The 25,752-nt window shown below is 62.0% G+C and carries 24 protein-coding genes; 15 read left to right on the forward strand and 9 right to left on the reverse strand.

Annotation, left to right across the window (positions count from 1 at the left end; all coding sequences use genetic code 11):
- The first annotated feature begins 4 nt into the window (after nucleotides 1-4).
- The 5 genes from P6U25_RS12045 to P6U25_RS12065 are packed head-to-tail and all read left to right on the forward strand — an operon-like array spanning nucleotide 5 to nucleotide 4,665.
- A complete protein-coding gene (locus P6U25_RS12045; RefSeq protein ID WP_407151384.1) occupies nucleotides 5-1,258 on the forward strand; it encodes an ABC transporter substrate-binding protein in 1,254 nt (417 codons plus the stop codon).
- 52 nt (nucleotides 1,259-1,310) lie between these two features.
- Entirely contained in the window at nucleotides 1,311-2,195 is an 885-nt protein-coding gene (locus tag P6U25_RS12050) for a branched-chain amino acid ABC transporter permease (protein ID WP_407151385.1), read from the forward strand.
- A 7-nt stretch (nucleotides 2,196-2,202) separates the two neighbouring features.
- Nucleotides 2,203-3,189: a branched-chain amino acid ABC transporter permease gene (locus tag P6U25_RS12055; RefSeq protein WP_407151386.1), complete on the forward strand. Its 987-nt coding sequence runs from the start codon at nucleotides 2,203-2,205 to the stop codon at nucleotides 3,187-3,189.
- Entirely contained in the window at nucleotides 3,186-3,956 is a 771-nt protein-coding gene (locus P6U25_RS12060; protein WP_407151387.1) for an ABC transporter ATP-binding protein, read from the forward strand. Before P6U25_RS12055 ends, P6U25_RS12060 begins: the two co-directional genes overlap by 4 nt.
- Before the next feature lie 4 nt (nucleotides 3,957-3,960).
- Nucleotides 3,961-4,665 carry an ABC transporter ATP-binding protein gene (locus P6U25_RS12065; RefSeq protein WP_407151388.1) on the forward strand — a complete coding sequence of 235 codons (705 nt, stop codon included), beginning with the start codon at nucleotides 3,961-3,963 and terminating at the stop codon, nucleotides 4,663-4,665.
- 109 nt (nucleotides 4,666-4,774) lie between these two features.
- Here the strand turns inward: P6U25_RS12065 and P6U25_RS12070 are convergent, their stop codons facing one another.
- Nucleotides 4,775-5,062: a hypothetical protein gene (locus tag P6U25_RS12070; protein ID WP_407151389.1), complete on the reverse strand. Its 288-nt coding sequence runs from the start codon at nucleotides 5,060-5,062 to the stop codon at nucleotides 4,775-4,777.
- Nucleotides 5,063-5,543: 481 nt separating this feature from the next.
- Between P6U25_RS12070 and P6U25_RS12075 the strand changes: the two genes are divergently transcribed.
- Nucleotides 5,544-6,284, forward strand: a complete 741-nt coding sequence (locus tag P6U25_RS12075) for a Crp/Fnr family transcriptional regulator (RefSeq protein WP_407151390.1) — start codon at nucleotides 5,544-5,546, stop codon at nucleotides 6,282-6,284.
- Between the two features lie 81 nt (nucleotides 6,285-6,365).
- Here the strand turns inward: P6U25_RS12075 and P6U25_RS12080 are convergent, their stop codons facing one another.
- Both P6U25_RS12080 and P6U25_RS12085 read right to left on the reverse strand, forming a co-directional pair.
- Nucleotides 6,366-7,460 carry an amidohydrolase family protein gene (locus P6U25_RS12080; RefSeq protein WP_407151391.1) on the reverse strand — a complete coding sequence of 365 codons (1,095 nt, stop codon included), beginning with the start codon at nucleotides 7,458-7,460 and terminating at the stop codon, nucleotides 6,366-6,368.
- A 159-nt stretch (nucleotides 7,461-7,619) separates the two neighbouring features.
- Nucleotides 7,620-8,327: a GntR family transcriptional regulator gene (locus P6U25_RS12085; protein ID WP_407151392.1), complete on the reverse strand. Its 708-nt coding sequence runs from the start codon at nucleotides 8,325-8,327 to the stop codon at nucleotides 7,620-7,622.
- A gap of 126 nt (nucleotides 8,328-8,453) precedes the next feature.
- Here P6U25_RS12085 and P6U25_RS12090 point away from each other — a divergent pair, with 126 nt between their 5' ends.
- A complete protein-coding gene (locus tag P6U25_RS12090) occupies nucleotides 8,454-9,260 on the forward strand; it encodes an SDR family NAD(P)-dependent oxidoreductase (protein ID WP_407151393.1) in 807 nt (268 codons plus the stop codon).
- Between the two features lie 250 nt (nucleotides 9,261-9,510).
- On the opposite strand, the gene P6U25_RS12095 is transcribed toward P6U25_RS12090, so the two are convergent.
- Nucleotides 9,511-10,218 (reverse strand): molybdate ABC transporter substrate-binding protein, encoded by a 708-nt coding sequence (locus P6U25_RS12095; protein WP_407151394.1) that lies wholly within the window; start codon nucleotides 10,216-10,218, stop codon nucleotides 9,511-9,513.
- 84 nt (nucleotides 10,219-10,302) lie between these two features.
- Nucleotides 10,303-11,277 carry a tripartite tricarboxylate transporter substrate binding protein gene (locus tag P6U25_RS12100; protein ID WP_407151395.1) on the reverse strand — a complete coding sequence of 325 codons (975 nt, stop codon included), beginning with the start codon at nucleotides 11,275-11,277 and terminating at the stop codon, nucleotides 10,303-10,305.
- Nucleotides 11,278-11,426: 149 nt separating this feature from the next.
- Between P6U25_RS12100 and P6U25_RS12105 the strand changes: the two genes are divergently transcribed.
- The 3 genes from P6U25_RS12105 to P6U25_RS12115 all read left to right on the forward strand — a co-directional run bounded on the left by P6U25_RS12105 (nucleotide 11,427) and on the right by P6U25_RS12115 (nucleotide 15,578).
- A complete protein-coding gene (locus P6U25_RS12105) occupies nucleotides 11,427-12,497 on the forward strand; it encodes an ABC transporter substrate-binding protein (RefSeq protein WP_407151396.1) in 1,071 nt (356 codons plus the stop codon).
- Between the two features lie 133 nt (nucleotides 12,498-12,630).
- Complete coding sequence (locus tag P6U25_RS12110; RefSeq protein ID WP_407151397.1) at nucleotides 12,631-14,730, forward strand: molybdopterin oxidoreductase family protein; 2,100 nt, start codon at nucleotides 12,631-12,633, stop codon at nucleotides 14,728-14,730.
- A gap of 68 nt (nucleotides 14,731-14,798) precedes the next feature.
- Nucleotides 14,799-15,578: an enoyl-CoA hydratase/isomerase family protein gene (locus P6U25_RS12115; RefSeq protein ID WP_407151398.1), complete on the forward strand. Its 780-nt coding sequence runs from the start codon at nucleotides 14,799-14,801 to the stop codon at nucleotides 15,576-15,578.
- Nucleotides 15,579-15,624: 46 nt separating this feature from the next.
- On the opposite strand, the gene P6U25_RS12120 is transcribed toward P6U25_RS12115, so the two are convergent.
- The 4 genes from P6U25_RS12120 to P6U25_RS12135 all read right to left on the reverse strand — a co-directional run bounded on the left by P6U25_RS12120 (nucleotide 15,625) and on the right by P6U25_RS12135 (nucleotide 20,516).
- A complete protein-coding gene (locus tag P6U25_RS12120; protein ID WP_407151399.1) occupies nucleotides 15,625-15,891 on the reverse strand; it encodes a hypothetical protein in 267 nt (88 codons plus the stop codon).
- A 375-nt stretch (nucleotides 15,892-16,266) separates the two neighbouring features.
- Nucleotides 16,267-16,695, reverse strand: coding sequence for a GlcG/HbpS family heme-binding protein (locus P6U25_RS12125; protein WP_407151400.1), 429 nt, complete (start codon nucleotides 16,693-16,695; stop codon nucleotides 16,267-16,269).
- The gene (locus P6U25_RS12130) at nucleotides 16,688-19,666 is read right to left on the reverse strand and encodes an FAD-binding and (Fe-S)-binding domain-containing protein (RefSeq protein ID WP_407151401.1); all 2,979 of its coding nucleotides are present in this window, start codon (nucleotides 19,664-19,666) and stop codon (nucleotides 16,688-16,690) included. Before P6U25_RS12130 ends, P6U25_RS12125 begins: the two co-directional genes overlap by 8 nt.
- Before the next feature lie 97 nt (nucleotides 19,667-19,763).
- Nucleotides 19,764-20,516, reverse strand: a complete 753-nt coding sequence (locus P6U25_RS12135; RefSeq protein WP_407152501.1) for a GntR family transcriptional regulator — start codon at nucleotides 20,514-20,516, stop codon at nucleotides 19,764-19,766.
- Nucleotides 20,517-20,649: 133 nt separating this feature from the next.
- Here P6U25_RS12135 and P6U25_RS12140 point away from each other — a divergent pair, with 133 nt between their 5' ends.
- From P6U25_RS12140 to P6U25_RS12160, 5 genes are all read left to right on the forward strand, one after another.
- Nucleotides 20,650-21,852 carry a pyridoxal-phosphate-dependent aminotransferase family protein gene (locus P6U25_RS12140; RefSeq protein WP_407151402.1) on the forward strand — a complete coding sequence of 401 codons (1,203 nt, stop codon included), beginning with the start codon at nucleotides 20,650-20,652 and terminating at the stop codon, nucleotides 21,850-21,852.
- A 64-nt stretch (nucleotides 21,853-21,916) separates the two neighbouring features.
- Entirely contained in the window at nucleotides 21,917-23,200 is a 1,284-nt protein-coding gene (locus P6U25_RS12145; RefSeq protein ID WP_407151403.1) for an MFS transporter, read from the forward strand.
- A gap of 129 nt (nucleotides 23,201-23,329) precedes the next feature.
- Nucleotides 23,330-24,526, forward strand: a complete 1,197-nt coding sequence (locus tag P6U25_RS12150) for a pyridoxal-phosphate-dependent aminotransferase family protein (protein ID WP_407151404.1) — start codon at nucleotides 23,330-23,332, stop codon at nucleotides 24,524-24,526.
- Nucleotides 24,527-24,559: 33 nt separating this feature from the next.
- A complete protein-coding gene (locus P6U25_RS12155) occupies nucleotides 24,560-25,357 on the forward strand; it encodes an enoyl-CoA hydratase/isomerase family protein (RefSeq protein WP_407151405.1) in 798 nt (265 codons plus the stop codon).
- A 50-nt stretch (nucleotides 25,358-25,407) separates the two neighbouring features.
- Nucleotides 25,408-25,722 (forward strand): hypothetical protein, encoded by a 315-nt coding sequence (locus tag P6U25_RS12160; protein WP_407151406.1) that lies wholly within the window; start codon nucleotides 25,408-25,410, stop codon nucleotides 25,720-25,722.
- Nucleotides 25,723-25,752 lie beyond the last annotated feature (30 nt).

A 25,752-nucleotide genomic window follows, 5' to 3' on the forward strand; every position in this document is an offset into this window, starting at 1 on the left:
AGTCATGACGAAGAAGGTCACCAAAGCTGGCACAATATCGCGTCGCCGGCTGCTGACGACCGCGAGCGCTGGAGCCGTTCTCGCCACCTCGCCCTTTCGTATCAATCCGCTTCAGGCGCAGGAGGCGCCGATCAAGATTGGCTTCCCTGTTCCTTTGACCGGACCCTATGGCGCCGAGGCACAGGACCAAGTGCGAGCGGGACAGCTTGCAGTGGCCCAGTTCAATGACGCCGGCGGTCTCAATGGGCGCAAGGCCGAGCTCGTCGTACGCGACGACAAGCTGAATCCTGGTGAGGCCGCGACGCGGACATTGGAACTGGTTGAGAAGGAGAAAGTCAGCTTCGTCGTGGGCAGCCTCTCCGCGGCCGTTCAGCTTGCGATCAATAACGTTACCAAGGAACGCGGCATCATCTTCAATTCGATCAGCCAGTCGGATGCCATCAACGAAGCTAGTGACTTCAGCAAGTACACGTTTCACGAAGCCTTGAACCCGCACATGACATCAGGGGCGGTTGGCCGATACGCGTTCTCTAAATTTGGCAAGAAGGTTGCCTTCCTGACCGCGGACTATGCCTATGGTCACGAGATGGTTCGCGGCTTCCTCGAAGTTGGCAAGGAGTTCAACATCGAGAATCTCGGTGACGTTCGTCATCCTCTGGGAACAACGGACTTCTCGACCTTGCTACCACGTTTGCAGGCGCTAAAGCCCGATATTCTATGCATCAGCAATTTCGGCCGGGATCAGCAGATCGTGCTTAAGCAGGCAACAGACTTTGGCGTTAAGAAGTCGATCCAGATCATTGCCCCGCTTCTCTCGCATGCCAGTCGAGTCGCTGCGGGTGCCCAGGCGTTTGAAGGCGTCATTGGCGGTTGTTCGTTCTACTGGGGTATCGAAGACAAATTTGCTTCGACCAAGGCATTCAATGACGCATTCCGCAAGATGTACGACGGCAAGGTGCCGACTGACTACGGTGCGCTTGGCTATGGTGGCGTTCGGACTGTGCTCGAGGCTGTCAAGAACGCAGGAACCGTTGAGACTGACAAGGTGATTGCGGCATTGGAGGCCCAGAAGTACGATTATTACAAGGGACCGCAGTACTACCGTAAGTGCGATCACCAGTCGGTGCAGTCGGTGCTCGTTATCAAATCGAAGTCAAAGGACATGAAGAACGAATCCGATGTGTTCGAGGTCCTTTCGACCGAAGAGCCCAGCGAGAAGAACCTGCGTACCTGCGAGGCGCTCGGCCACAAGAGCTGAGCTGGTGAGATGTGCACGCCGTCGCTGACGCGCGTCGCTTCTGAGGTGATGAATGGCAGGCCTGAGCTTTGATCTCATTGCGCTGCAATTGTTCGCCGGGCTGGCGCTCGGCGCGATTTACGTGCTGTTTGCGATCGGACTGTCGTTAATCTTCGGGATGCTCACCGTCGTCAACTTCGCCCATGGGGCGTTCTACATGGTGGGTGCCTATGTCGGACTCTATTTGATCTCGCTCGGTGGCAATTTCTGGCTCTGCCTGGTGGCCGTACCACTCTTGATCGGCCTGTTCGGCATGGCGGTCGAGCGTGTGTTGATTCGGCCGCTTTACGGACGGGGAATCGACTATCCACTGCTGCTGACCTTCGGGCTCAGCTATGTGATGGTCGAATGCGTGCGGATTGCTTTTGGTAAGACCGGCTATCCCTTCGAGACGCCCGAAGTTCTTCAGGGTGCCGTCGATATCGGCGTTGGGTACTTCCCGCTGTATCGCCTCTTCGTGATTGGCGCGGCTGCCGCCGTCTTGCTGGCACTCTGGCTATTTCTCGAGAAAACCAGCTTCGGGCTCATCATCCGTGCCGGGGCGCGTGATCCGCAGATCGTCCGTGTCCTTGGCGTCGACGTATCAAGGGTATGGCTGATTGTCTTTGGGATCGGAACGGCGATTGCTGGCTTCGCAGGCTTGTTGGCAGCACCGCTTCAAGGCGTCATCCCCGAGATGGGCGGTACCGTTCTGGCCGAGGCCTTTGTGGTGACGGTGGTGGGTGGCATGGGCTCGATCGGCGGCGCGGTGCTGGCAGGTCTGTTGGTCGGTGTGGTTGTTAGCATGACCTCGCTGATTGCACCTGAAATGGCCAAGGTGTCGATCTTCGCCTTGATGGCGATCGTGCTGATCGTCCGGCCTCAAGGCTTCTTTGGTCGTGCCGGATTGCTGAGTTGAGCGAAGTATGACCGAAGCCACCGAGTCCATAAAGCAATCTCAGGCCACGGCGGTCGGCTGGTACGAGTTTGCGACCAGGCATCGCGCTGGCATGGCAGCCGCAGCGATCTTGATTTTCCCGCTCGTGATGCCGTTCACGGCTTTGGCAGTGAATATTCTGATCTACGGGCTATACGCCCTCGGTTTCAACCTCGTGTTCGGGTATCTGGGGCTCTTGTCGTTCGGACATGCCGCGCTGTTCGGAACCGGAGCATATCTTTGCGGCATTGCCATCGTGCACTTCGCTTGGCCCTGGTATGTGGCCATCGTCGCCGGCGTGCTAGGCGGCCTTCTGACCGCGCTATTGATTGGCGTGCTCGCAATCCGAACTCGCGGGATCTACTTCGCCATGGTGACAATGGCATTGTCACAATGCGTCTACTACCTGTTTTATCAGGCGGTTGACTGGACCGGCGGCGAGAACGGCCTGCGCGGGATCAACGTCCGCACGATCGATCTGTTCGGCCTGCAGATCGACTTCATCAACCCGATGGTCCGCTACTACGTGATTGCGGCTTTTGTGATCGGTGCTTTTTTCGTCATGTCACGTATTCTCGCATCACCGTTTGGGGCTGTCATTGAAGCGGTACGCGAGAATGAGATGCGCGCGCGTGCGTCGGGCTATGACGTCACATTGACCCGATTACTCACCTTCGTTCTGTCGGGCGGCTTCTGCGGCCTTGCGGGTGCGCTGCAGGCGCTTCATCTTTCGATCGTCCCCATCGAAATCTTGCACTACGAGACGTCAGGTCTGGTGGTGATGATCGCGCTGCTGGGCGGCATGGGGACATTTTTCGGCCCGATGATCGGCGCAGCCGTTTTCCTTGTCCTGGAGAATCTGGTCTCGGTGTGGACGGTCCATTGGCAACTGATCGTCGGGACCATTTTCATTGCATGCGTGCTGTTCTTCCCTGCAGGCATCTGGGGCACGCTCATTGCGCGAGGCAAGCGATGATTGCCGCTGCTACGCCGACGAGAGAGGTCATTCTGCGCACCAGGGGTGTTGGCAAGACGTTCGGGAAATTTGTCGCGTTGAACAATATCTCGGCCGAGTTCACCAAGGGAGCGATTACGTCGATCATCGGCCCGAACGGCGCAGGGAAGAGCACTTATTTCAATCTGCTGTGCGGCGGGTTCCCACCGACAGGGGGCAGCATCGAGTTCGAGGGGAGGGATGTCACCGGCCTGCCGCAGCATCGCTTCGCCCATATGGGGATCGCAAAGTCGTTCCAGATCACCAGCGTGTTTCCGCAACTCTCGACGCGCGAGAATATACGGGTCGGCCTGCAGGCTCTGGTGTCGAGATACGATATCTGGCGCCCGCGCACGCGGTTGAGCGAACTGGTCGAGCGAGCGGACGAGTTGCTCGCCCTGGTTGGGCTGTGGGAGTCTCGCGAGCGCGCAGCCAAGACGCTTGCGCATGGCGAGCAGCGTGCGCTGGAGATCGGCATGGCGCTAGCCAGTCAGCCTCGCTTGCTGTTGCTGGATGAGCCGACGGCAGGGATGAGCCCGGAAGAAACCCGGACCATGATGGATCTGATCGTGAAGCTTGCAAGCGAGCGGACGGTGATCCTTGTCGAGCACAAGATGAAGCTGGTGCTGGGGATCAGCGATCGCATTCTGGTGCTACATCATGGAGAACTCCTCGCCGAGGGAACGCCGCAGGACGTCCGGCAGAATGAGGCAGTGAAGCGCGTTTATCTCGGCCACCGGGAACATTGACGATATGTTGCGGATCAGCAAGCTCAATGCGTGGTATGGAGCCAGTCACGCCCTCCAGGACGTCAGTCTGGAAGTCGCCAAAGGCGAAATCGTCTGCCTGATCGGCCGCAATGGAGCCGGCAAGACCACCACCTTAAGGTCGATTATCGGCCTGATGGATCGAACGCGTGGCTCGGTAATTTTCAAGGGTCAGGAGCTGCTGGATCAGCCCGCACATGTGCGTTTCGCTCTGGGGCTCGCCTACGTTCCTGAAGAACGGCGGATTGTGCAGGGACTGTCGGTGCGGGAGAACTTGCGGCTTGGTCTGGTTGCGTCGCCCGAGAAGAAGCGGGAAGCCGAGTTGATCGACGAGGTCGCGAGGGTGTTCCCACGGCTGGGGGAGCGCTTGGACCAGGAGGCAGTCACCATGTCCGGTGGTGAGCAGCAGATGCTGGCGATCGCGCGTGCGATGATCGCAAAGCCTGATCTGATCATGCTCGATGAGCCCTCCGAGGGCATCATGCCGGTGCTGGTCGACGAGATGTTTGCGCTCTTCCGCAACATGAAAAGGCGGGGAACGACGGTCCTGCTGGTCGAGCAGAATGTTGAACTCGCGCTTGATCTCGCCGACCGAGCCTATGTGCTGGATCACGGGGCTGTGGTGCACCACGCATCCGCACAGGAACTACTCGCCGATAACGAAATAAAGGAGCGGTATTGCTCAGTGTAGCGGGTAAGGTCTTGTTCAACCGAGGATGCAACTGTCCGAATTTCGGTCAATTCGGTGGGCCCGTACCCCTCTTTCTTTTGACGACGGATTTGCTCTGAGATCTCCGGGGCTATGATTGAGCCGAGGTGGCAGGCCGCCGGATAGAGGTCTGATCGCTGCGCGACATCCTCTCGTGCATGCCGCGAAGATCGTGAACAGCTTGATTCAAGCTCAGCTCGGCATGCCGGATCGCGGCGACAAACCTTGCCGTCAGGTCGGAATCGAGCTTGGCGCGGGTCAGTCCATCGCGGCTCCGCTTCCGGTCGAGCGCGCGTTGAATGGTTATGCCACGCGCCATCTCCGTGTCGCAGTTCAGCAAGTCAGCGATCTCCTGATAGGTCATCCAAATCTGCGGCATTTCTTGCGCTCCCTTTTAAGGGAAGACTGGCCGAAGTTGATAAATAGCCGGTTGCGTGGGTCCGACACCTGCCGGGGCGGCAGTTATCGGCTCTGTTCTTGGTTAAGCAAATTGCTGGGCCGGGCCGGGACGGGTGGGCGCGATTTTCGGCCGGGTTTTGGGCGATCTGCAATCGCCGGGTGTGGAGAGGTCAATTGCGACGATTGCGTGTGGAGATTTCATGAAGCGAGACTGTAGCCAAATGCACGGGCTACCCGCACTTTGTGCCACCGCCACAATTGAGAGTATTACGTCTAATCAACTATTTATTCGAAATTGTGACTTGTAGGCCTTTCAGCCCGACTGGCACAGCATGGACCCCTTGTTGCTGCGGGCCTCCGGCGGGGCTATAGTTCCTGTCGCTTTCATTGATCGATGGCTTTTGTCGGAATCCGCTCTGGTGGCGGACCGACCGTACGCAACACAATCGTTCTGGATGACAATGACCGGTGCGCCGCCCATAGAGAGAACTGCCGGCGTGCCGTTTTCGAGCAGCAAGCTGTCGGTGCTGCGCAAGCATCCTTATTTTGCGGATCTCGAGCCTGATGCTTTCGACCAGCTTTGCCGATACGCCAAGCACATTACGCTGAAGCGCGGCACGACAATCTTCTCCAAAGGCGATCCAGGCACCAGTCTGATTGCGGTGATCTCTGGCACGGTGAAGATCAGCATCTCGTCACCTGACGGTCGCAATGCCATTCTGAACCTGATTGAGGCAGGGGAAATATTCGGGGAGATCGCGCTGCTCGATGGATTGTCGCGAACCGCTGATGCCACCGCCAACACCAATTGCGAACTGTTTGTCATCGATCGGCGGGAGTTCATTCCTTTCGTCCGTAGTCAGCCGTCACTTGCGATGAAGTTCATCGAATTGCTCTGTGCGAGGTTGCGTTGGACCAGCGATCAGGTCGAGCAGGTCATCCTGCAAGACTTGCCCGGCCGCCTTGCCAGCGCACTGCTGCGCCTGAGCGACAAGCACAAACGTGAGCCGCAGGGGCGGACCATCTCGATTACCCAGCAGGAGATCAGCGAGATGGTCGGGATGACGCGTGAGAGCATCAACAAGCAACTTCGTGCGTGGGCGACGCGCGGCTGGGTCAGGCTCGAACATGGAGCGATTATCGTGCTGAAGCCGGACGCGCTGCAGGAACTGGTCGACATCGGGTCGAGCGACGGCGAATAGTCGCTTCGCCCGTTCGGTCGCTATCGACGCCGATCCAGCACGGACCCCGTCTCGTCGCCGGCATGGTCCGGCGGCACCTCCCTACACGGTGATACCGAGTAGCCGTGAAACGGTGCGGCCAAGGATGTTGGCTTTGTCGTCATCGCTCAGTGATGAACAGGCAAAGATGTGATCGACCGGAGCCAGTTGCCATGGATAGGGATAATCGCTCCCCAGCACGATCTGGCTGGCGCCCACCTGGGCCGCGAGGTGCCGGATAGCCTCAGGCGTGAAGATCAAGGAATCGAAATAGATCTGCTTGAGATACTCGGCGGGCGCCTTCTTGAGCTTGATGTCGGGATTGCACCCCTTTGGCCCAACCAGGCAGGCATGGTCCGAGCGATCGGCGTAGGAGGGCAGATAGCCCCCGCCATGCGCAGCGATAACCTTGAGTCCCGGGAAGCGATCGAACGTGCCCTCGAAAATCAGGTGGGAAAGCGCGATCGTGGTCTCGAGCGGATTGGCAATGGTGTTACCAAGCCAGCCATTGCCAGAGAGCCGCTTGTTGAGTTCGGGAATGCCCTGCGGGTGGATGAACAGTGGAACGCCGAGCTCCTCCGCCTTGGCCCACACCGGATGAAACTTGGGGTCGGAGAACTCGACGCCATCGACAACGCCGCCGATCGCAGCGCCCTTCAGGCGCTGTTTTTTTACCGCGGTCTCGAGCTCCTGAACAGCAAGATCCGGCGCCTGCAGCGTCAACGATGCGAACGCCGCAAACCGATCCGGCTTTGAAGCGCACAGTTCGGCGAGCTTCTCGTTCTGGATCTTGACGATCTGTCCAGCAAGCTCGCGGTCCCGGTCGTACCAGAATGGATTGATCGACAGCACCTCCATATCGACCGCCTGCGCGTCCATTGCGGCGAGGCGTTGGTCGATCTCAATGAAGGCTTCAGCCGCGCCATTGACCGGTGGTAATTGCACTTTGGGGGCATCTGCGCCGAGCAGGGCGCCAGCTTCGCGAAAGTGACAATGCGAGTGAATGTCGATGGTCTTGACGCGCTTGCCGTTGACTGTGACGGGCAACTGTTTGCGTGACTGTTGTGCATTCGCGTGATGAACTGCCCCGCAGGCGCAGAACACGATGCCGGCCGCCGCTGTTGCTCCGGCCTTCAGGAAATCCCGCCTTGTGGTCATGGCGATCGCCTCCCTATTCTTGTTGAGAGGCAGCGTAAGGATGCCGGGAGGCGGTCGCAAGCCACACGCTGTGCGTGTCGCGCAATCTTGATCCGAGGGTTGGCGCGAATGGCGGGGCCACCGGATCGATACGCAACCTTCTCTAAACTTCGGCCGTGATCACGTCGACTGGCCTTGCTGGTCGAAGAACTCCGGATTGCTGTGCGGGGTGGCCGAAATGTCGGCCAGAAGGCGCTCGATATGCCTGACCATCGCAGCTCCCGCGGCGTCGGGATCGCGAGCCTCAATCGCAGCCATGATAGCCTCGTGCTCGGCGACAACCTCGGCCATCCGCCCGCATTGCGGAAGGGTAAGGAGGCGGAAGCGATCGACGTGAATCTTGACCTGCAGGATGAGCTTCCAGATGCCCTTGTATCCGGCGATGTCGGCGATGTTGGCGTGAAAGGCCTCATCGGCCTGATGGAAGGCCTCGCGATCTCCCGCCGCCTTTGCTTCGCGCTGGCGTTCCAGGATAGAATGCAGGCCAAGGATCTGGCTCGGACTGGCGCGCTCTGTCGCGATGCGCGCTGTGGTTTCCTCGAGTGACCTGCGGATGATGATCGCTTCGGGTAGCGCGGCCAACGGGATGCGAGACACGAAGATGCCCGATTGTGGAAAAATTTCGAGTAGGCCCTCGTCCGACAATCGCAGGATCGCTTCACGCACCGGCGTCCGGCTGACGCCGTAGGAAAGGGCGATCTCGGTTTCCAGGATTTGGTCACCTGGGCGGCGCCGCAAAGAGACCAACTCCGCGCGCAGCTCAGTATAGATGCGGGCTGCCGCGGTTTCGGTGCGGGGCCGGCCGGCGCGCCTGCGCGCGCCCGGCAATCCGACTTGAGATTTCTTCGGGGTCCGCACGGACGCTTGCTTTCAAAATTGATATATTAGTATATCCAGCGCTGCGCCCAAGTGCAAACGGAGAATGGGCGTCCTGCCGCCTGAAAGGAGTTTCGCATGATGGACTATCGCAAGCTGTTTGATCTCACCGGGAAGACCGCCGTTGTACTGGGCGCGGCTTCAGGGATCGGCAAGTCGTCGGCCGAAGCGCTGGCGTCGCTTGGCGCACGCGTGCTGTGTGCTGATCGGACCCAGGACGGTGCGGAGGCAACCGCGGCGGCAATCCGCGCGCAAGGCGGAGTGGCGACGGCGGCTGGTTGCGACGCCGCGGACCGCGCGGATGTGGAGGCGTTGGCCACGAAGGCGCTGACGGAATTTTCGCGCATCGACATCGCCGTCACGACGCCAGGGCTCAATATCCGCAAGACCATCCTCGACTACACTGACGAGGATCTTGATCGTGTCATCAACCTCAACGTCAAGGGCACCGTCTGGTTCTTCCAGGCGTTCGGTCGCATCATGGTCAAGCAGCAAGGGGGCAGCCTGATCGCCTGCTCGTCGGTGCGCGCCGTGACGATCGAGCCCGGCCTTGCCGTTTACGGATCGACCAAGGCGGCGATCGGGCTGCTGGTGAAAGGCTTTGCCTCCGAGGTCGGGCGCGCAGGAGTCCGTGTCAATGCGATCGCGCCGAGTATCGCGGAGACTGCCCTGACCGGGCCATTCAAGCAGCGTCCCGACATCTATGACCTCTATGCCGGACACACCGTTTTCAACCGCTGGAGCAGCGCCGACGAGGTCGCAACCGCGGTCGCCTATTTGGCCTCGGATGCCGCAAGCTACGTCAGCGGGAGCACGCTGTTCGTTGATGGGGGCTGGACCGCGGTCGATGGACCGCCGACGGGACTGACCCAACTGGCGCGCTAGAGCAATTTCGGTTCTGATTGAATCGGAACCGAAGCTCTAGATTCTTGTTTTGACGCGTTTTCTTCACGCGAACCGGTATCCACTTCGCTCGAAAACGCTCTAAAGCGGGATGGGATTAGGTTGAATCGGCTCGCGGCGGCTTCGGTTGACCTCTCCCCGTCGGGGGCTCCGGTAGCTCCTAAGGCAGAGGTGACCTCCGCCGCCGTTTCAGATCAAGTTGATCGCATCATGCGCTGGGCTGCCGCATGCGCTAGATCCGGTCCGTGACGAAACCTGCGCGACTGCGGAGGTCTCGGGCACCAGGCGACGCCAGTAACGCGATCAGCCGTTGCGCTTGCCGCGTTGCGGACGCGTGCGTGGCCTGCGCAGCCGTATACATCGTCGCGAGCCCACACCCTGGCGGCAGTACGCCCGACAGCAACACGCCTTCGGTGCTGATGATCTCGGTCGATTGCGTGCAGCCAAGGGGATGGCGGGCATCTGACGTAGCCAGTCGCCGCATCGCGGTCGCCCCGTTTGCAAAGACCCGTAACCGGTCGGCAACTTTGTCCGCAATACCGAGGTCGGTGAGAACCTTCGCGACATGAATTCCAGCGGTTGACGTCTTGGTGTCGGGCACGAAGATCGCGTCCGCAGCGAGGAGGGCATTGCACAGATCAGCAGCATCCTTGACGCTCGCCGGCGGATCGCCGGCACGAACAGCGAGCGCCGTCTCGACCTGGCCGATGTCGGTGACCGAGCTGCGCAAAACCAGCCCTTCGTCGGCGAGCCGGCTGACCAGCGCGGCAGCAAGAATAATGACGTCGGTTGGCATGCCTGCGCGGAGCCTGTCGGCCATAGTGCCGACGGCACCGAACTCGCCGGCAATGTCGAAGCCGGTTTCGGCCTTCAATGTCGGCGCGAGGCTGCCGACCAGACTCTGCGCTGCGCCGCCGCTGAGGATTTTCAGGGTTTTCATCAGTTGGATTCCATGGCCGGGATCATCCGGTTAAGTGACCGTGCAGCGGGAGCGTATTGAGCCTTTGTTCGGACGGCAGCGTATTCACTCGGCCTTGTTGAAGTGCTTGGCGACGTTGCCCCATTTCACAATATCGTCGCGCAAGAATTTATCGAACTGTTCGGGCGTCATCGCCATCGGCAACTCGCCTTGAGCTATCCAGAGCTTGCGGAGGCCCGGCTGCTTGATCGCGGCGTTCACCGCCGTGTTCAGCTTGTCGATGATGAGTTTGGGGGTGCCCGTCGGTGCCATCAAGCCGAGCCAGATCGTGGCCTCATAGCCAGGCACGCCGGCCTCGATCGCCGTGGAGATACCGGGCAGCACCGTCGAGCGCGCCGTGCCGGTCGTTGCGAGCGCGCGGACCTGGTTTCCGGCGATGTTGGGCGCCATCGCTGGAACTGCGTCGATCATCATCTGGACCTGGCCGCCAATGACGCCGCTGCGGGCTTCGCCACTGTTGCGGTAGGGGACATGCACGACATCGATCCCGGCCATCGTTTTGAACAACTCGCCCGCCATGTGATAGGGCGTGCCTTGGCCCGACGACGCATAGTTCAGCTTGCCGGGCTCTGATTTTGCAAGGGCGATAAACTCCTGCAGGGTCTTTGCCGGCACGGCCGGGTGGATCACGATCACGAGATCGGAATAGCTCAGCGGCGCGATCGGCACCAAGTCGCGCATCAGCTCATACTTGCGCTGAGCCACCAGCGATTCATTCGCGGTCTGGGTGTTCGACATCATGAGGAGGGTGTAACCGTCGGCGGCAGCCTTCGCGACTTCGAGCGTCCCGATCACGCCACCGGCGCCGGTTCGGTTCTCGACCACGAACGGTTGGCCGAGGCTTTCCTGCAAAATGCTGCCAATTTGCCGCGCCGTGACGTCGGCCGGTCCTCCCGGGCCAAACGGAACGATGATCCTGACCGGGCGAGCTGGATAATCACCGGCTTGTGCATGCGAACCGGGGACCGGCGCGGCCATCAAAGCCGCGACAAGCGCAAGGGCAATCCGCAAATCAGTCATTGACCCGCTCCCCCGACTTTAGTCTTGTTTCTTGGTTGGAAGTCTAGCTGCAACCTGAAGGGGCTGTCGACGAGAGACTCCGTCTCCCTGGTCGGAATATCTGACGGGAAATTCTGTATCCAACTTCGCCATCAAGCGCGGGGAATCCAATGAGGGAACGTCTCGGGCCAACGCGCCGCGATGTGCTGATCGGCTCCGGTGCGGTGCTCGCCGGTGCCGCCTTTTCAACGCGGGTGACGGCCGCCGCACCTCCGGCCGAGCCTGTCACGCCAGCGCTGATCACGGCGGCGACGAAGGAGGGACAGGTCAACTATTACACCTCGACCGATCTGCCGGTCGCCGAGAAACTGGCAAGGGCGTTCGAGGCCAAATATCCGGGCATCGCCGTGCGCGTCGAACGGACCGGCGCGGAGCGCGTGTTCCAGCGCATCGGCCAGGAATACGCCAGCAACATTCATGCAGTGGACGTCGTGAACTCTTCCGACGCCGCTCATTTCATTGTCTGGAAGCGGAACGGCATTCTGGCGCCTTATGTCCCCGAGGAGGTCGCAAAGTTCTATCCGGATGAGCACCGCGACGTGGACGGTCAGTTCGCAAGCTTCCGCGTCTGGCTTTCGATCATCGCGTACAACACAAACCTGGTGAAGGCCGAAGAGGCGCCAAGGAGCTTCGCCGATCTGCTCGATCCCAAATGGAAGGGCAAGATCGTCAAGGCGCATCCAAGCTACAGCGGCACGATCATGACTGCGACCTACCAGATGCAGCGCGATCTTGGCTGGAGTTATTTCGAGAAGCTCGCCAAGCAGAACATCATGCAGGTGCAGTCCTCGACGGATCCGCCCAAGAAGCTCGATCTGGGCGAGCGAGCCGTGATGGCGGACGGCAACGAATACAACATCTTCCAGCTTAAAGAATCCGGCCGGCCGGTCGAACCGGTCTACGCCGCTGAGGGGTCTCCGATCATTGTCGGTCCGAACGGAATCTTCAAGGACTGTCCGCATCCGAATGCCGCGAAGCTGTTTCAGTCGTTCGCGCTGAGCCGCGAGGGGCAACAGCTCAATATCGAGATTGGTGGCCTGCGCTCCGTCCATGCGCAGACCCGGGAAAAGGCTGGACGCAAGCCGCTGAAGGAAATCAAGACGATGAAGGACGATCCCGCCGCGGTGGAGCGGGAAGGGGAGTCGATCAAATCGCGCTACACGCGCATCTTCCGCGTTTGACTGCGGTGACTAACGGAGCACGTCGATCGCCTGCCTGTTTCAGCGTTTGGCACATGGCCCGTGCCCGATTTTCGCACAGATTGGGCGGATAAAGCCCCTCGGCGGAGCGGCCATTTGATGTTACCTATTCGTCATGAACCAGCACGCCAGGGTCGACATCCGCCATTCCACTTGTCCGCACGACTGCCCTTCGGCATGCGCGCTCGACGTTGAAGTCCTCGATGGCCGCTCGATCGGCCGGATCCGAGGCTCCAAACAACAGACCTATACGGCCGGTGTGGTCTGCGCCAAGGTGGCGCGCTATGCGGAACGGATACATCATTCTGAACGGCTGATGTATCCGCTGCGCCGGACGGGCCCAAAGGGCTCCGGCCAGTTTGCGCGGATATCTTGGGATGAGGCTCTGGACGAAATCGCGGCGCGCTTCGATGCTGCGGAACGCGAATTCGGTGCCGAGTCCGTCTGGCCGTATTATTACGCGGGCACGATGGGGCTCGTCATGCGTGACGGCCTTAACCGCCTCTCGCATGTGAAAAAGTACTCGCGCTTCTACGCCACCATCTGCTCGACCATCGCCCGCATCGGATTTACGGTCGGGACCGGCAAGATCGCGGGCGTCGACCCGCGCGAGATGGGTGTTTCCGATCTCGTCGTGATCTGGGGTACCAATCCGGTGAACACTCAGGTCAACGTGATGACGCATGCATCGCGTGCCCGAAAGGAGCGCGGCGCAAAGATCGCGGCGGTCGACGTCTACAACAACGAGACGATGAAGCAGGCCGACATCAAGATCCTGCTCCGGCCGGGGACCGACGGCGCCTTCGCATGCGCCGTGATGCATGTTTTGTTCCGCGAAGGTTTTGCCGATCGCGATTATCTCGCGCGCTTTACCGATTGCCCGGACGAACTGGAAGCGCATCTGAAGACCCGTACCCCGGAATGGGCTTCGGCGATCTCGGGCGTTCCAGTAGAGGAGATCGAGGCGTTTGCGCGCGTGGTCGGGCAGACCAAGCGGTCGTTCTTCCGTCTCGGCTACGGCTTCACGCGCAGCCGCAATGGCGCCGCCCAGATGCACGCCGCGCTGTGCATTCCGGCGGTCACCGGTGCCTGGCAGTACGAAGGCGGCGGAGCATTCTTCAACAATGCTGGAATCTGGGGCTTCGACGAGTCCATCATCGAGGGGCATGACGCGATCGACCCTGCGACGAGGGTGCTGGACCAGTCCAAGATCGGCCGCATCCTGACCGGCGATGCCGAGGCTCTAAAGGGCGGTGGCCCGGTCAAGGCGATGCTGATCCAGAACACCAATCCGATGACGGTCGCGCCGGAGCAGGCGCTCGTGCGGCAGGGATTTGCGCGCGAGGACCTGTTCGTCGCGGTGCATGAGCAGTTCATGACCGAGACGGCGCAGATGGCCGATATCGTGCTGCCGGCGACGATGTTCATGGAGCACGACGATCTCTACTATGGCGGCGGCCACCAGCATATCTCGGTCGGCCCGAAGCTGATCGATCCGCCCGGCGAATGCCGCTCCAACCATGAGGTGATGCAGGCACTCGGGCGTCGCCTGAACGCCGTGCATCCGGGCTTCGACATGACCGCGCGCGAGCTGATCGATGCGACGCTGAAGAAGAGCGGTCATGGTGATATCGAGACGCTCGAGGCCGAGCTTTGGCGCGATCTGCAGCCTGATTTCCGCACCTCGCACTATCTCGACGGCTTCGCCCATGCCGACAGGAAGTTCCACTTCAAGGTCGATTGGGGTCGGGTCCCGGTCGGGGGCGGCGGGCTGATGGGGGCCTGGGAGCGGATGCCCTCGCTGCCCGACCACTGGACCATCATCGAGGAGGCGGACGAGCAGCATCCGTTCCGGCTTGCGACGTCGCCGTCGCGCAGCTTCCTCAACACCTCCTTCAACGAGACGCCGTCGTCGCAAGCCCGCGAGGGCGTGCCGACCGTGATGATCCATCCCGAGGATGCCGCGGGGCTTTCGATCGCGGACGGCGATGCGGTGACGCTCGGCAACACGCGCGGCGAGACCACGCTGACCGCGAAATTGTTCGATGGTGTTCGTCGCGGCGTGCTGGTCGCCGAGTCGATCCACCCGAACAAATCCCACATTGGCGGCCGCGGCATCAACATGCTGACCGGAGCTGAAGCTGTCGCCCCCGTCGGTGGTGCCGCGTTCCACGACAATAAGGTGTGGATCAGGAAGGCGTCGGCGGCCGCGTAAATCCTGCTTGCAGTTGATGCCGATCCTGCCGCAAATGTGAGCTGAAAACAGCGCACATGGTAGGAAACATGACCGACAACAGCGTCATTCTCGAAAAGCGCGGGCAGGCGTTCTGGATCACTATCAACCGGCCCGACAAGCGAAATGCCCTCAATGCTGACGTGATCGCGGGCGTTGCCAAGGGCTATCGCGACGCGCATGACGATAAGGACGTGCGCGTCATCGTGCTGACCGGCGCGGGCGACAAGGCCTTCTGCGCTGGTGCCGACCTCCAGAACAGCGGTGCAGCGTTCGCGATGGATCACTCGCGCCCCAATGTCGACTACGCCGATCTGCTGCGGCTGTCGCAGAACTCGACCAAGCCCGCCATCGCGCGGGTCGGCGGCGTCTGCATGGCGGGCGGCATGGGCCTGTTGTGCATGACCGACATGGCGGTCGCCGTCGATCACGTGATCTTTGGCCTGCCGGAGGTGAAGGTCGGCGTGTTTCCAATGCAGGTGATGAGCCTCCTGCAATCGATTGCGCCGCCACGCCTCGTCAACGAATGGGCGTTGACCGGTGAACCCTTTGACGCCAGCACCGCGCAAGCCGCGGGTCTCCTGAACTATGTTGTGCCGGCGGCCGAGCTCGACGCCAAGATCGATTGGCTGATTGGACGCATCGTCGACAAGTCGCCGACTGCGATCCGGCGCGGCAAATATGCCATGCGCGCGATTGCCTCGATGTCGTTTGACGAGAGCATCGCCTACACCGAAAGCCAGATCGCTCTGCTGGCGATGACCGAGGATGCCAAGGAAGGACTCAAGGCATTTTCGGAGAAGCGCAAGCCGTCCTGGCCGGGGCGGTAGGCGCCGCGACAGCGCGCGATGATGCGGTTCCGACAGGTCCGTGCGGTCAAAGAAAATCCCGGAGCCGGGACAGCTCGATGATGTGTTCCGGTGACAAGATCTCAGGGATCAGCGGAGCTTGAGCCGTTGTCCGGATCTCATAGAGGTGGCGAGACTTCTCCGGCTTGGCCATGAACTCCTGAATACATTCGTCGAGCGTGCCGTCCGAGACCATGTACGGCACGCGATCTTCGCGGCGCGAGTTGCCAAGAGAAGGCCATTTGTAGAGACGCGCCGCGGCGTCGAAATTCAATTGGGAAACGTCGTCAGACATGGGACATCGCAAACGACGATTATTGCGCCGGGCGACGGATCGCAGACAGGTCGGTCGCGCATGTCGGCTGATATTCCGCCGGCCGCAGCCATCTGGAGACGTGCAACGTCAGTAGTCCAATCAGGACGACGACGGTGACAACCAGCCTGGGCAAGAGATCGTCCTTCAAATTCGGGCTCCAAAAAACGTTCGAGAACGCAATGAAGAAAATCGGCTGTGATGCAATACGCTCTGCTTCCGTTCGAGACGCCGGCGGTGGCCAAAACTCGGCCGTTCCATCGCCCAAAATTCGGTCGATGCGATCACGATCATGGCCGCATCTTCTTGCCAAAGTCTACACGCGGCTTCCTTTGCGGTGCAGCAAATTCGGCGCGGCTATCCCGCATTCGCCTTGAGCCCGGCGGCTTCGATGCCGGCTATCGCGCAAGCTTCGTCGTTATCCGACGTGTCGCCGCTGACGCCGACCGCGCCGAGCAGCGTGCCGCCGTCGAGGATCAGGACGCCGCCGGGCACTGGCACCATGCGGCCCTGCGCGAGTGTGTTCACGGCGTCGATGAAATAGGCCTGCTCCTGTGCGCGCTGGAATAGCGCCCGCGATCCCATTCCCATCGCCAGTGCGCCATAGGCCTTGCCATGGGCGATCTCGGCCCGCATCAGGCTGGTGCCGTCCTGTGCTGCCGTCAGCTTCACGGCGCCGCGGGCGTCCAGAATAGTGACGACGAGCGACTTGAGCTTCTTCTCGCCCCCCGTGGCCAAGGCGGCATCGAGGATCTTGCGGGCAACGTCGAGGGTAAGCTCAGCCATGGGCCTCTTCCTTTGTCGGCGATAACTTCTGAGAGGTGGACTTCGCACAATTGAGGCTCATCGCCAATACGCTGGCGACGTGAAGCGGCGTGCGTCCGCTGCCGTCCTTGATCTGATGCCGACACGAAGTTCCATCTGCCACGATCAATGTGCCTTGATCCGTGCTCCGTACGGCCGGCAGCAGCGACAGTTCGGCCATCTCGATCGACGCCTGGTAGGTCTCAGCACCATAGCCGAAGGCGCCAGCCATCCCGCAGCAACTGGACTCGATGGTCTCGACACCAAGGCCGGGCACCAGGCGGAGCACCTTCTCCACAGGTTTGAACGCGCCAAACGACTTCTGATGGCAATGGCCGTGGACGACGGCCTTTTCGGCGATGGGCCCGAGCGGCAGCGCGAGGCGTCCGGCCTCTGCTTCGCGCACCAGGAATTCCTCGAACAGCAGGGCGCTGGCGTTGATCTTTTTTGCGGCCTCGTCGGATCGTAGCGACAACAGCTCGTCCCGTAGCGTCAGCAAGCAGCTCGGCTCGAGCCCGATGATCGGCACGCCGCGGGCCGCGAACGGTGCGTAGGTCGCGACCAGCCGGTCCAGTTCCGCACGGGCCTGGTCGACCAGACCCGCGGAGAGGAATGTCCGGCCGCAGCACAGCGGCCGCGCGCCATCAACTGGCTTCGGCAGATTTACGCGATAGCCGCCGGCGACCAGCACCTCGAGCGCGGCATCGAGGTTCTCGCGCTCGTAAGCGCGGTTAAAGGTGTCGGCGAACAGGACCACCTCACGCCCGCCTACCGGGCCGAACGCCTCGGCATCAGGCCGGAACGTGTCACGGCGAAACTCAGGGAGGCTGCGCTGAGCACTGATGCCGACAAATCGCTCGAACAATGTCCGCAACAGCGCGCTGTGGTTTCGCACATTCGCCAGCAAGGCGAAGCGCGATGCGATGTCGACGTAGCGCGGCAAATAGCCGACCAACCGATTGCGCAGCGACAGGCCGTGCTCGGCAGCGCGGGCCGCCAGCACCTCGATCTTCATCTTGGCCATGTCGACGCCGGTCGGGCATTCATGGCGGCAGGCCTTGCAGGAGACGCAGAGCTTCAACGTCTCCATCATCGCGTCGGAGGCTAGCGCGTCCGGGCCGAGCTGACCGGAGATCGCGAGCCGCAACGTGTTGGCGCGGCCGCGAGTGACATCCGCCTCGTTGCGGGTGGCCCGATAGGACGGGCACATCACGCCGCCCTCGAGCTTGCGGCAGGCGCCGTTGTTGTTGCACATCTCCACCGCGCCCTGGAAGCCGCCACCCGCGCCTGGATAGGCCGACCAGTCGAGCACGGTCTTCAATTCACCGACGCGATAATCCGGCGCAAAGCGAAACAGCGAACGATCGTCCATTTTTGGCGGATCGACGACCTTGCCGGGGTTGAGCGTGTTGCCGGGATCGAAGCGCTGCTTGACCGCGCGGAAATCGGCAACGATGCGCGCGCCGAACATCGCCTCGTGAAATTCGGAGCGCACCAGGCCGTCGCCATGTTCGCCGGAATGCGAGCCTTTGTACTCGCGCACCATCTCGAAGGCTTCCTCGGCAATGGCGCGCATGGCCTTGACGTCCTTGTCGAGCTTGAGATTGAGCACCGGGCGCACATGCAGGCAGCCTTCGGAGGCGTGCGCATACATCGTGCCGCGGGTGCCGTGCTTGGCAAAGATGGCGTTGAGCCGCTCGGTGTAGTCGGCGAGATGCGGCAGCGGCACCGCGCAATCCTCGACAAAGGAGACCGGCTTGCCTTCCTGCTTCATCGACATCATGACGTTGAGGCCGGCGGCCCGGAAATCGGCGATGCCCGACTGCAGTGCGGGTTCGACGATCTCGACCACGCCGCCCCATTTGCGCCGCGGCTTGTCCCATCCGAACCCGAGGTCGGCCATCAACTCGCCAAGCTGCTTGAGCCGGGCGAGATTGTCGGTCTGGTCCTCTTCGGCGAACTCGACCACCAGGATCGCGTCCGGATCGCCGCGCACCGCCACTGAGATGACCGGCTGAAACATCACGATCTCGCGGCCGAGTGCGATCATGGTGCGATCGACCAGCTCGACTGCGATCGGCCGCAGCTTGACCAGATGCTGGGCCGCATCCATCGCCTCGTAGAAGCTGCCGAAATGGCAGACGCCAAGCGCCTTGTTGCGGATCACCGGCCACAGCTTGAGCTCGACCTGCGTCGTGAAGGCCAGCGTTCCCTCGGAGCCGACCAGCAGATGCGCCATGTTGTTCGGCGCATTGCGCGGCACCAGGGCGTCGAGATTGTAGCCGCCGACGCGGCGCTGCACCTTGGGGAATTTGTCCGCAATCTCGGCCGCCTCGCGTTCGCCGAGATCGAGCATGTCGCGGAACAGGTTCAAGCCGCCATCGGGCGCATTCACCTTGGCGAGGTCGCGCGGCACCTCGCCGAAATGCAGCAGCGTGCCGTCGGCCAGTGCCGCGTCCATCGACAGCGTGTTGTCGCGCATCGTGCCGTAGCGCAGCGAGCGGCCGCCGCAGGAATTGTTGCCGGCCATGCCGCCGATGGTGGCGCGCGAGGCGGTGGAGACGTCGACCGGAAACCAGAGCCCGTGCTTCCTAAGCTGGCGGTTGAGATCGTCCAGCACGATGCCGGGCTCGACCACGCAGGAGCGGTTCTCGACGTCGAGCGAGATGATTAGATTCAAATGCTTGGACAGGTCGACCACGATGCCGTCGTTGACGGTCTGGCCGCATTGCGAGGTGCCGCCGCCGCGGGGGGTGACGATGCGCCCGTCATCGCGTGCAATCGCCAGCGCCCGCAGCGCCTCGTCGATGGTTCGGGGGACCACCACGCCCGCCGGCATGATCTGGTAGAATGAGGCGTCGGTCGCGTAGCGGCCGCGGTTGAAGGCGTCGAAAAAGACGTCGCCGGTCAGGTTCGATCGCAGGCGCTGCTCGAGCGGTGAGGCGTTCTTCATCCGAGATCCGATATGATCCACAGCGCGCAGGGCGCTTACCGCGAATTATGCATTATCGCGGCTTTTGAGTTACATTATGAATTCATAACGGGCAAGACTAGCCGCCCTGGCGCGCTGTCTCTGGCCTCGTGTCCTGACCTTCGGCCAGATGCTCCATCGCGGCGCTTCGCTTGTTGCGCAAGTGCTGGAACAGGATGTCGCTGAGCTCGCTTGCCGCGCGGCGGCGCAGGGCGTCGATGATCGCCTCGTGCTCGCGCATCGCTTCCGCCCAGCGTTGCCGCTGCCTCGCGAAATTGGCCGCGTAGCGAATGCGGCGGATCCGGCCCGCGAAGTTGGCGTACGTCGTTTTCAGGGTCTCGTTGCGCGCGGCCGCGACGATGCTCTCGTGGATGCGCTGATTGACCTGGAAATAGCCGTGCATGTCGCGGTGCAGATAATGCCCGTACATCTCGTAGTGCAGCCGTTCGATCGCGCTGATTTCTTCGTCTGTAATAACTTCGCAGGCCAATCGCCCGGCAAGGCTCTCCAGTCCAGCCATGACGTCGAACAGCTCCTCGATGTCGCGTTGGCCGAGCTGGCGCACCCGTGCACCGCGGTTGGGCAGCAGTTCGATCAGACCTTCGGCGGCCAGCACCTTGAGCGCCTCGCGCAGTGGCGTCCTGGAAATCCCCAGCATCTCGCAGAGCTGTCGTTCTGGAACGCGCGCGCCCTCGGGAATGTTGCCTTCGACCACATAGTCGCGGAGCCGCAGCAGGATCTCGCCGTGAAGCGAAGCTTCGTGGCGATCGCCGCCGTTGCCGGCGGCTGGCTGGGTGATCGGAACTCCGGCTTCGGGAATCGCGGATTTCATATTCTGAACAATAATTTGCCGGCGTGGTCGCGTCGATGGCCTCAATCGAATACCAAAAGTCGATTGAAAAGACAAAAAATGAATGCAAAATGCCTTACCGGTGGGCCGAGTGACGGCGATTGGGAGGTTCTTCATGCATCAAGGGCGCCATTTTCTACAGATTCCAGGGCCGAGCCCGGTCCCGGATCGCATCCTTCGCGCGATGGATATGCCGGTCATCGACCACCGGAGCGCCGAGTTCGCCGAGCTTGGCCGCACCGTGCTCGAGGGCAGCCGCAAGATCTTCCAGACCACCGGCCCGGTGGTGATTTTCCCATCGTCGGGGACCGGCGCGTGGGAGGCGGCGATCGTCAACACGCTGTCACCGGGCGACAAGGTCCTGATGGTCGAGACCGGCCACTTCGCCACGTTGTGGCGGCAGATGGCCGGCCGTTTCGGCATCGAGGTCGATTTCGTTCCCGGCGATTGGCGGCGAGGCGCCGACCCCACCGAGATCGAGGCTAGGCTCGCCGCCGACACTGCGCACGCCATCAAGGCGGTGATGGTCGTGCATAACGAGACCTCCACCGGCGCAACCAGCCGTGTCGCGGACATCCGCGCCGCCATCGACCGCACCAACCATCCAGCACTGTTGATGGTCGATACCATCTCCTCGTTGGGCTCGGTCGACTACCGGCATGACGAGTGGAAGGTCGATGTCAGCGTCAGTTGCTCGCAGAAGGGCTTCATGCTGCCGCCGGGCCTCGGCTTCAACGCGATCTCGGACAAGGCGCTTGCCGCGTCCCGGACCAACCGGATGCCGCGCTCCTATTTCGATTGGGAAGAGATGCTGAAGCCGAACGCCAAGGGCTTCTTCCCCTATACGCCGGCGACGAACCTGCTCTATGGCTTGCGCGAGGCGATTGCGATGCTGCTGCAAGAGGGGCTCGACAACGTGTTCGCGCGGCATCGGCGGCTGGCTGCCGCCACGCGTGCGGCCGTCAATCAATGGGGCCTCGAAGTGCTCTGCCAGGAGCCGTCGGAATTTTCACCGGTGCTGACCGCGGTGTTGATGCCGCCCGGCCACGACGCCGATCAATTCCGCAAGGTCGTGCTCGACAATTTCAACATGTCGCTCGGTGCCGGTCTGTCAAAGGTCGCCGGCAAGGTATTCCGCATCGGTCATCTCGGCGAGTGCAATGAACTGACCCTGCTTGGCGCACTCACCGGCGTCGAGATGGGGCTGTCGGTTGCCGGCGTCCCGCACCGCCCGGGCGGCGTCGAGGCCGCGATGAGGCTGCTCGAACAGCGCGACCAGCGCAATGCGTCGCCGCATCTGAAGGTGGTCGGCACCTAACCACCACCGGTGGCATCCCGCACGCCGACGAATTCAGAAAGATCGCGGATCTGGAGGGGAGGATATGAGGCTTCGTTTCAAGGCCACGCATGTCGTGCTGGCCATGCTGTGCGTGATGTACTTCATCACCTATGTCGATCGCGTCAACATTGGCACCGCGGCCGGCGACATCCAGAAGGAGCTCGGTCTGTCCAACACCGAGCTCGGCCTGGTGTTCTCGGCCTTCGCCTATCCCTATCTGCTGTTTCAGGTGATCGGCGGCTGGGTCGGCGATCGATTCGGCCCGCGCCAGACCCTGTTCTGGTGCGGCATGATCTGGGCCGCGGCCACCATCATGACCGGCTTTGTCCACGGCCTCTTTGCTCTCTTCGTCGCGCGCTTCGCGCTGGGATTCGGCGAGGGTGCAACGTTCCCGACCGCGACGCGTGCCATGCAGTACTGGACGCCGGCGAGCCGGCGCGGCTTCGCGCAAGGTCTGACGCATTCGTTCGCCCGGCTCGGCAACGCCGTGACGCCGCCGGTCGTAGCCGCGCTGATCCTCTGGCTGACATGGCGCGGCGCATTCGTGGTGCTCGGTGTCGTCAGCCTGCTGTGGGGCATCGCGTGGGTCTGGTACTTCCGCAACGAGCCGAAGGAGCATCGCTCCATCACCGCCGCCGAGCTCGCGGCGCTGCCGGAGCGCCCGCGAGGCGCGAGGCCAAAGGTGCCGTGGGGCGCGCTGCTGCAGCGGATGTGGCCGGTGACGTTGACCTACTTCTGCTATGGCTGGTGCCTGTGGCTCTACCTCAACTGGCTGCCGTTGTTCTTCAAGAACAACTACAGCCTCGATCTGAAACACTCGGCGCTGTTCGCGTCCGGCGTCTTCCTCGCCGGCGTCGTCGGCGACAGCATCGGCGGCGTGATCTCCGATCGCATCCTCGAGCGCTCGGGCAATGTGCGCCTGGCGCGACTCAGCGTGACGATCGTCGGCTTTGCCGGTGCGCTGTTGTCGCTGCTGCCGATCCTATTCGTTCACGACATCACTGTCGTCGCGCTTTGTCTGTCGGCCGGCTTCTTCTGTGCGGAGCTGGTGATCGGCCCGATGTGGTCGATCCCGATGGACATCGCGGCGAAATATTCCGGCACCGCCGCGGGCATCATGAACACCGGTTCGGCGCTCGCGGCCATCGTCTCGCCGCTGGTCGCCGGCTTCGTGATCGACGCCACCGGAAACTGGTACTTGCCGTTCCTGATGTCGATCGGGCTCTTGCTGCTCGGCGGCTTCACGGCCTTCCTGATGCATCCCGAACGGCCGTTCGAGGAGGCCGGGGAACTGGTCTCGCCGGGAAAGGTGGTGGCCGCCGAATAAGCGGCCGCATGCTTCGCCGGGGCGCCGCGGGATATGCATGACTGACCCTCGCCGGGCAGAGGACAAACCCGGCGAATAGTGATATGCGAGCGGCTCACCAAGACCTAGGCAAGACCGGGAAGGACGCCGATGACCGTGCACACTGGAAGGCATTTTCTGCAGATTCCGGGACCGACCAATGTGCCGGATCGGGTGCTGCGCGCCATGGATATGCCGACCATGGATCACCGCGGTCCGGAGTTCGCCGAGATCGGCTTTGCCGTACTTTCGGCGATACAGCGGGTGTTCCGCACCAAGCAGCCGGTGATCATCTATCCGTCGTCCGGGACGGGCGCCTGGGAAGCCGCGATCGTCAACACGCTGCAGCCGGGCGACAAGGTCCTGATGTGCGAGACCGGGCAGTTCGCCGTGCTGTGGCGCGGCATCGCCGACAAGTTCAAGCTCGACGTCGATTTCATCCCGGGCGACTGGCGCCATGGCGCCGATCTCGAGCAGATCGAGGCCCGGCTCTCCGCCGACAAGGCGCACAAGATCAAGGCGGTCTGCATGGTCCATAACGAGACCTCGACCGCCTGCGTCACCTATCCGCGCGACGTGCGCAAGATCATGGACGCCCTCAAGCACCCGGCGCTGTTGATGGTCGACACCATCTCCGGCCTCGGCTCGCTCGAATATGAGCACGACGCCTGGGGCATCGACGTCTCCATCGCCGGCTCCCAGAAGGGCCTGATGCTGCCGCCGGGGCTCGGCTTCAACGCCGTGTCGGAAAAGGCGCTGGCGGTGGCCAAGTCCAATCCGGGAATGCGCTCCTATTGGGATTGGCAGGAGGTCATCAACATCAATAAGGCCGGCACGTGGCCTTACACGCCCGCAACCAACCTGCTGTTCGGTCTGCGCGAGGCGGTGAACATGCTGGAGGAGGAGGGCCTCGAGAACGTGTTCGCGCGCCACAAGCGCCACAGCGAGGCGACGCGCGCGGCGATCAAGGTCTGGGGCCTGGAGACGCAGTGCCAGGAGCAGGGCGCGCACTCGCCGGCGCTGACCGCGGTGCGCGTGCCCGATGGCCACGACGCCGACCATTTCCGCAAGGTCGTGCTGGAGAATTTCGACATGTCGCTCGGCACCGGCCTCAACAAGGTCAAAGGCAAGGTGTTCCGGATCGGGCATATCGGTCATTTCAATGACCTGATGCTGATGGGCACGCTGGCGGGCGTCGAGATGGGCCTCGATCTCGCCAAGGTGCCGCATCGCGCTGGCGGCGTGCTGGCGGCGATGGAGGTCCTCAAGGGACGCGAGGCAGCGCCAACGTCCAAGGCCGTTGCCTGAAATTGAAGCCGTAAAGAACAGAAGGAGCGAGACATGAACGCGCCCGCAACTCCGTCCGAAGACCTGATCTATTCCGTCGAGGATGGGATCGCGCGTATCACGTTCAATCGGCCGCAGGCCCGCAATGCGCTGACCTTTGCGATGTACGAGCAGATGGCCGCGATCTGCGAGAGCATCAACCAGGACCATTCAATCAAGGCGCTGATCATGACCGGTGCCGGCGACAAGGCGTTCGCCTCAGGCACCGACATCTCGCAGTTCCGTGCCTTCAAGACGGCGCAGGATGCGTTGGATTACGAGGCCCGGATCGACCGCGTGCTGGGGACGCTCGAGCAGTGCCGCGTGCCCGTCATCGCGGCGATCGCCGGTGCATGCACCGGCGGGGGCGCCGGCATTGCCGCGTGCTGCGATATCCGCATCGGCACCGAGGCGACGCGGATCGGCTTTCCGATCGCGCGGACGCTCGGCAACTGTCTCTCGATGTCCAACATCTCGCGGCTGGTCTCGCTGATCGGTCCGGCGCGGACCAAGGACCTGATCTTCAAGGCACGCCTGGTCGAAGCGCCCGAAGCGTTGGCGCTTGGGCTGCTCAACGAAGTCGTGCCCGATGTAGCGACGTTGCAGCGCCGCGCCGAAGAGACCGCCAAGCTCGTCGCCAGCCACGCGCCGATCACGCTCGAGGTGACCAAGGAGGCGGTGCGCCGCATCCGCCGCACGCTGTCGCGCGACGAGGGCGAAGACCTGATCCTGCGCGCCTATATGAGCGAGGATTTCCGCGAGGGCATGGACGCCTTCCTCAACAAGCGCGCGCCAAACTGGAAGGGTAAGTAGCGCCTGCGAGATCGGTCTGGCTCCGGACACGCGGCCCCGCGCGCCGGGCAATGGCGCGCAAGAGATGGGATTGGCAGGGAAGTCGCTCGTTCTCAAAGAGCTCGCCGGGCGGCGCGCAAATTGGCGGGATGCGTGCGCGCAACTCCGAAAAGGCACCCGGCCGGTGCGGCGCGATCGGCATCCGCGGAATTCTCATCAAGTATCATTTTGCGGGACTTCCCGCGATGGATGTCATTGATGCGCCGCTTGGAAAGCCGGGCTTTGAATCCGAAGCTGGGCCTGCTTTGCTTCCAGCGGACGCAAAGTCCAACATAGATGCAAGTGACGGCAAGAAGCGGATACCAGCCACTAAGTTGATGAGCTAATCGGCTTCGGAGCTCGAACTACACGTCACG

This window comes from Bradyrhizobium sp. ORS 86 (assembly GCF_045571475.1).
Classification (GTDB): domain Bacteria; phylum Pseudomonadota; class Alphaproteobacteria; order Rhizobiales; family Xanthobacteraceae; genus Bradyrhizobium.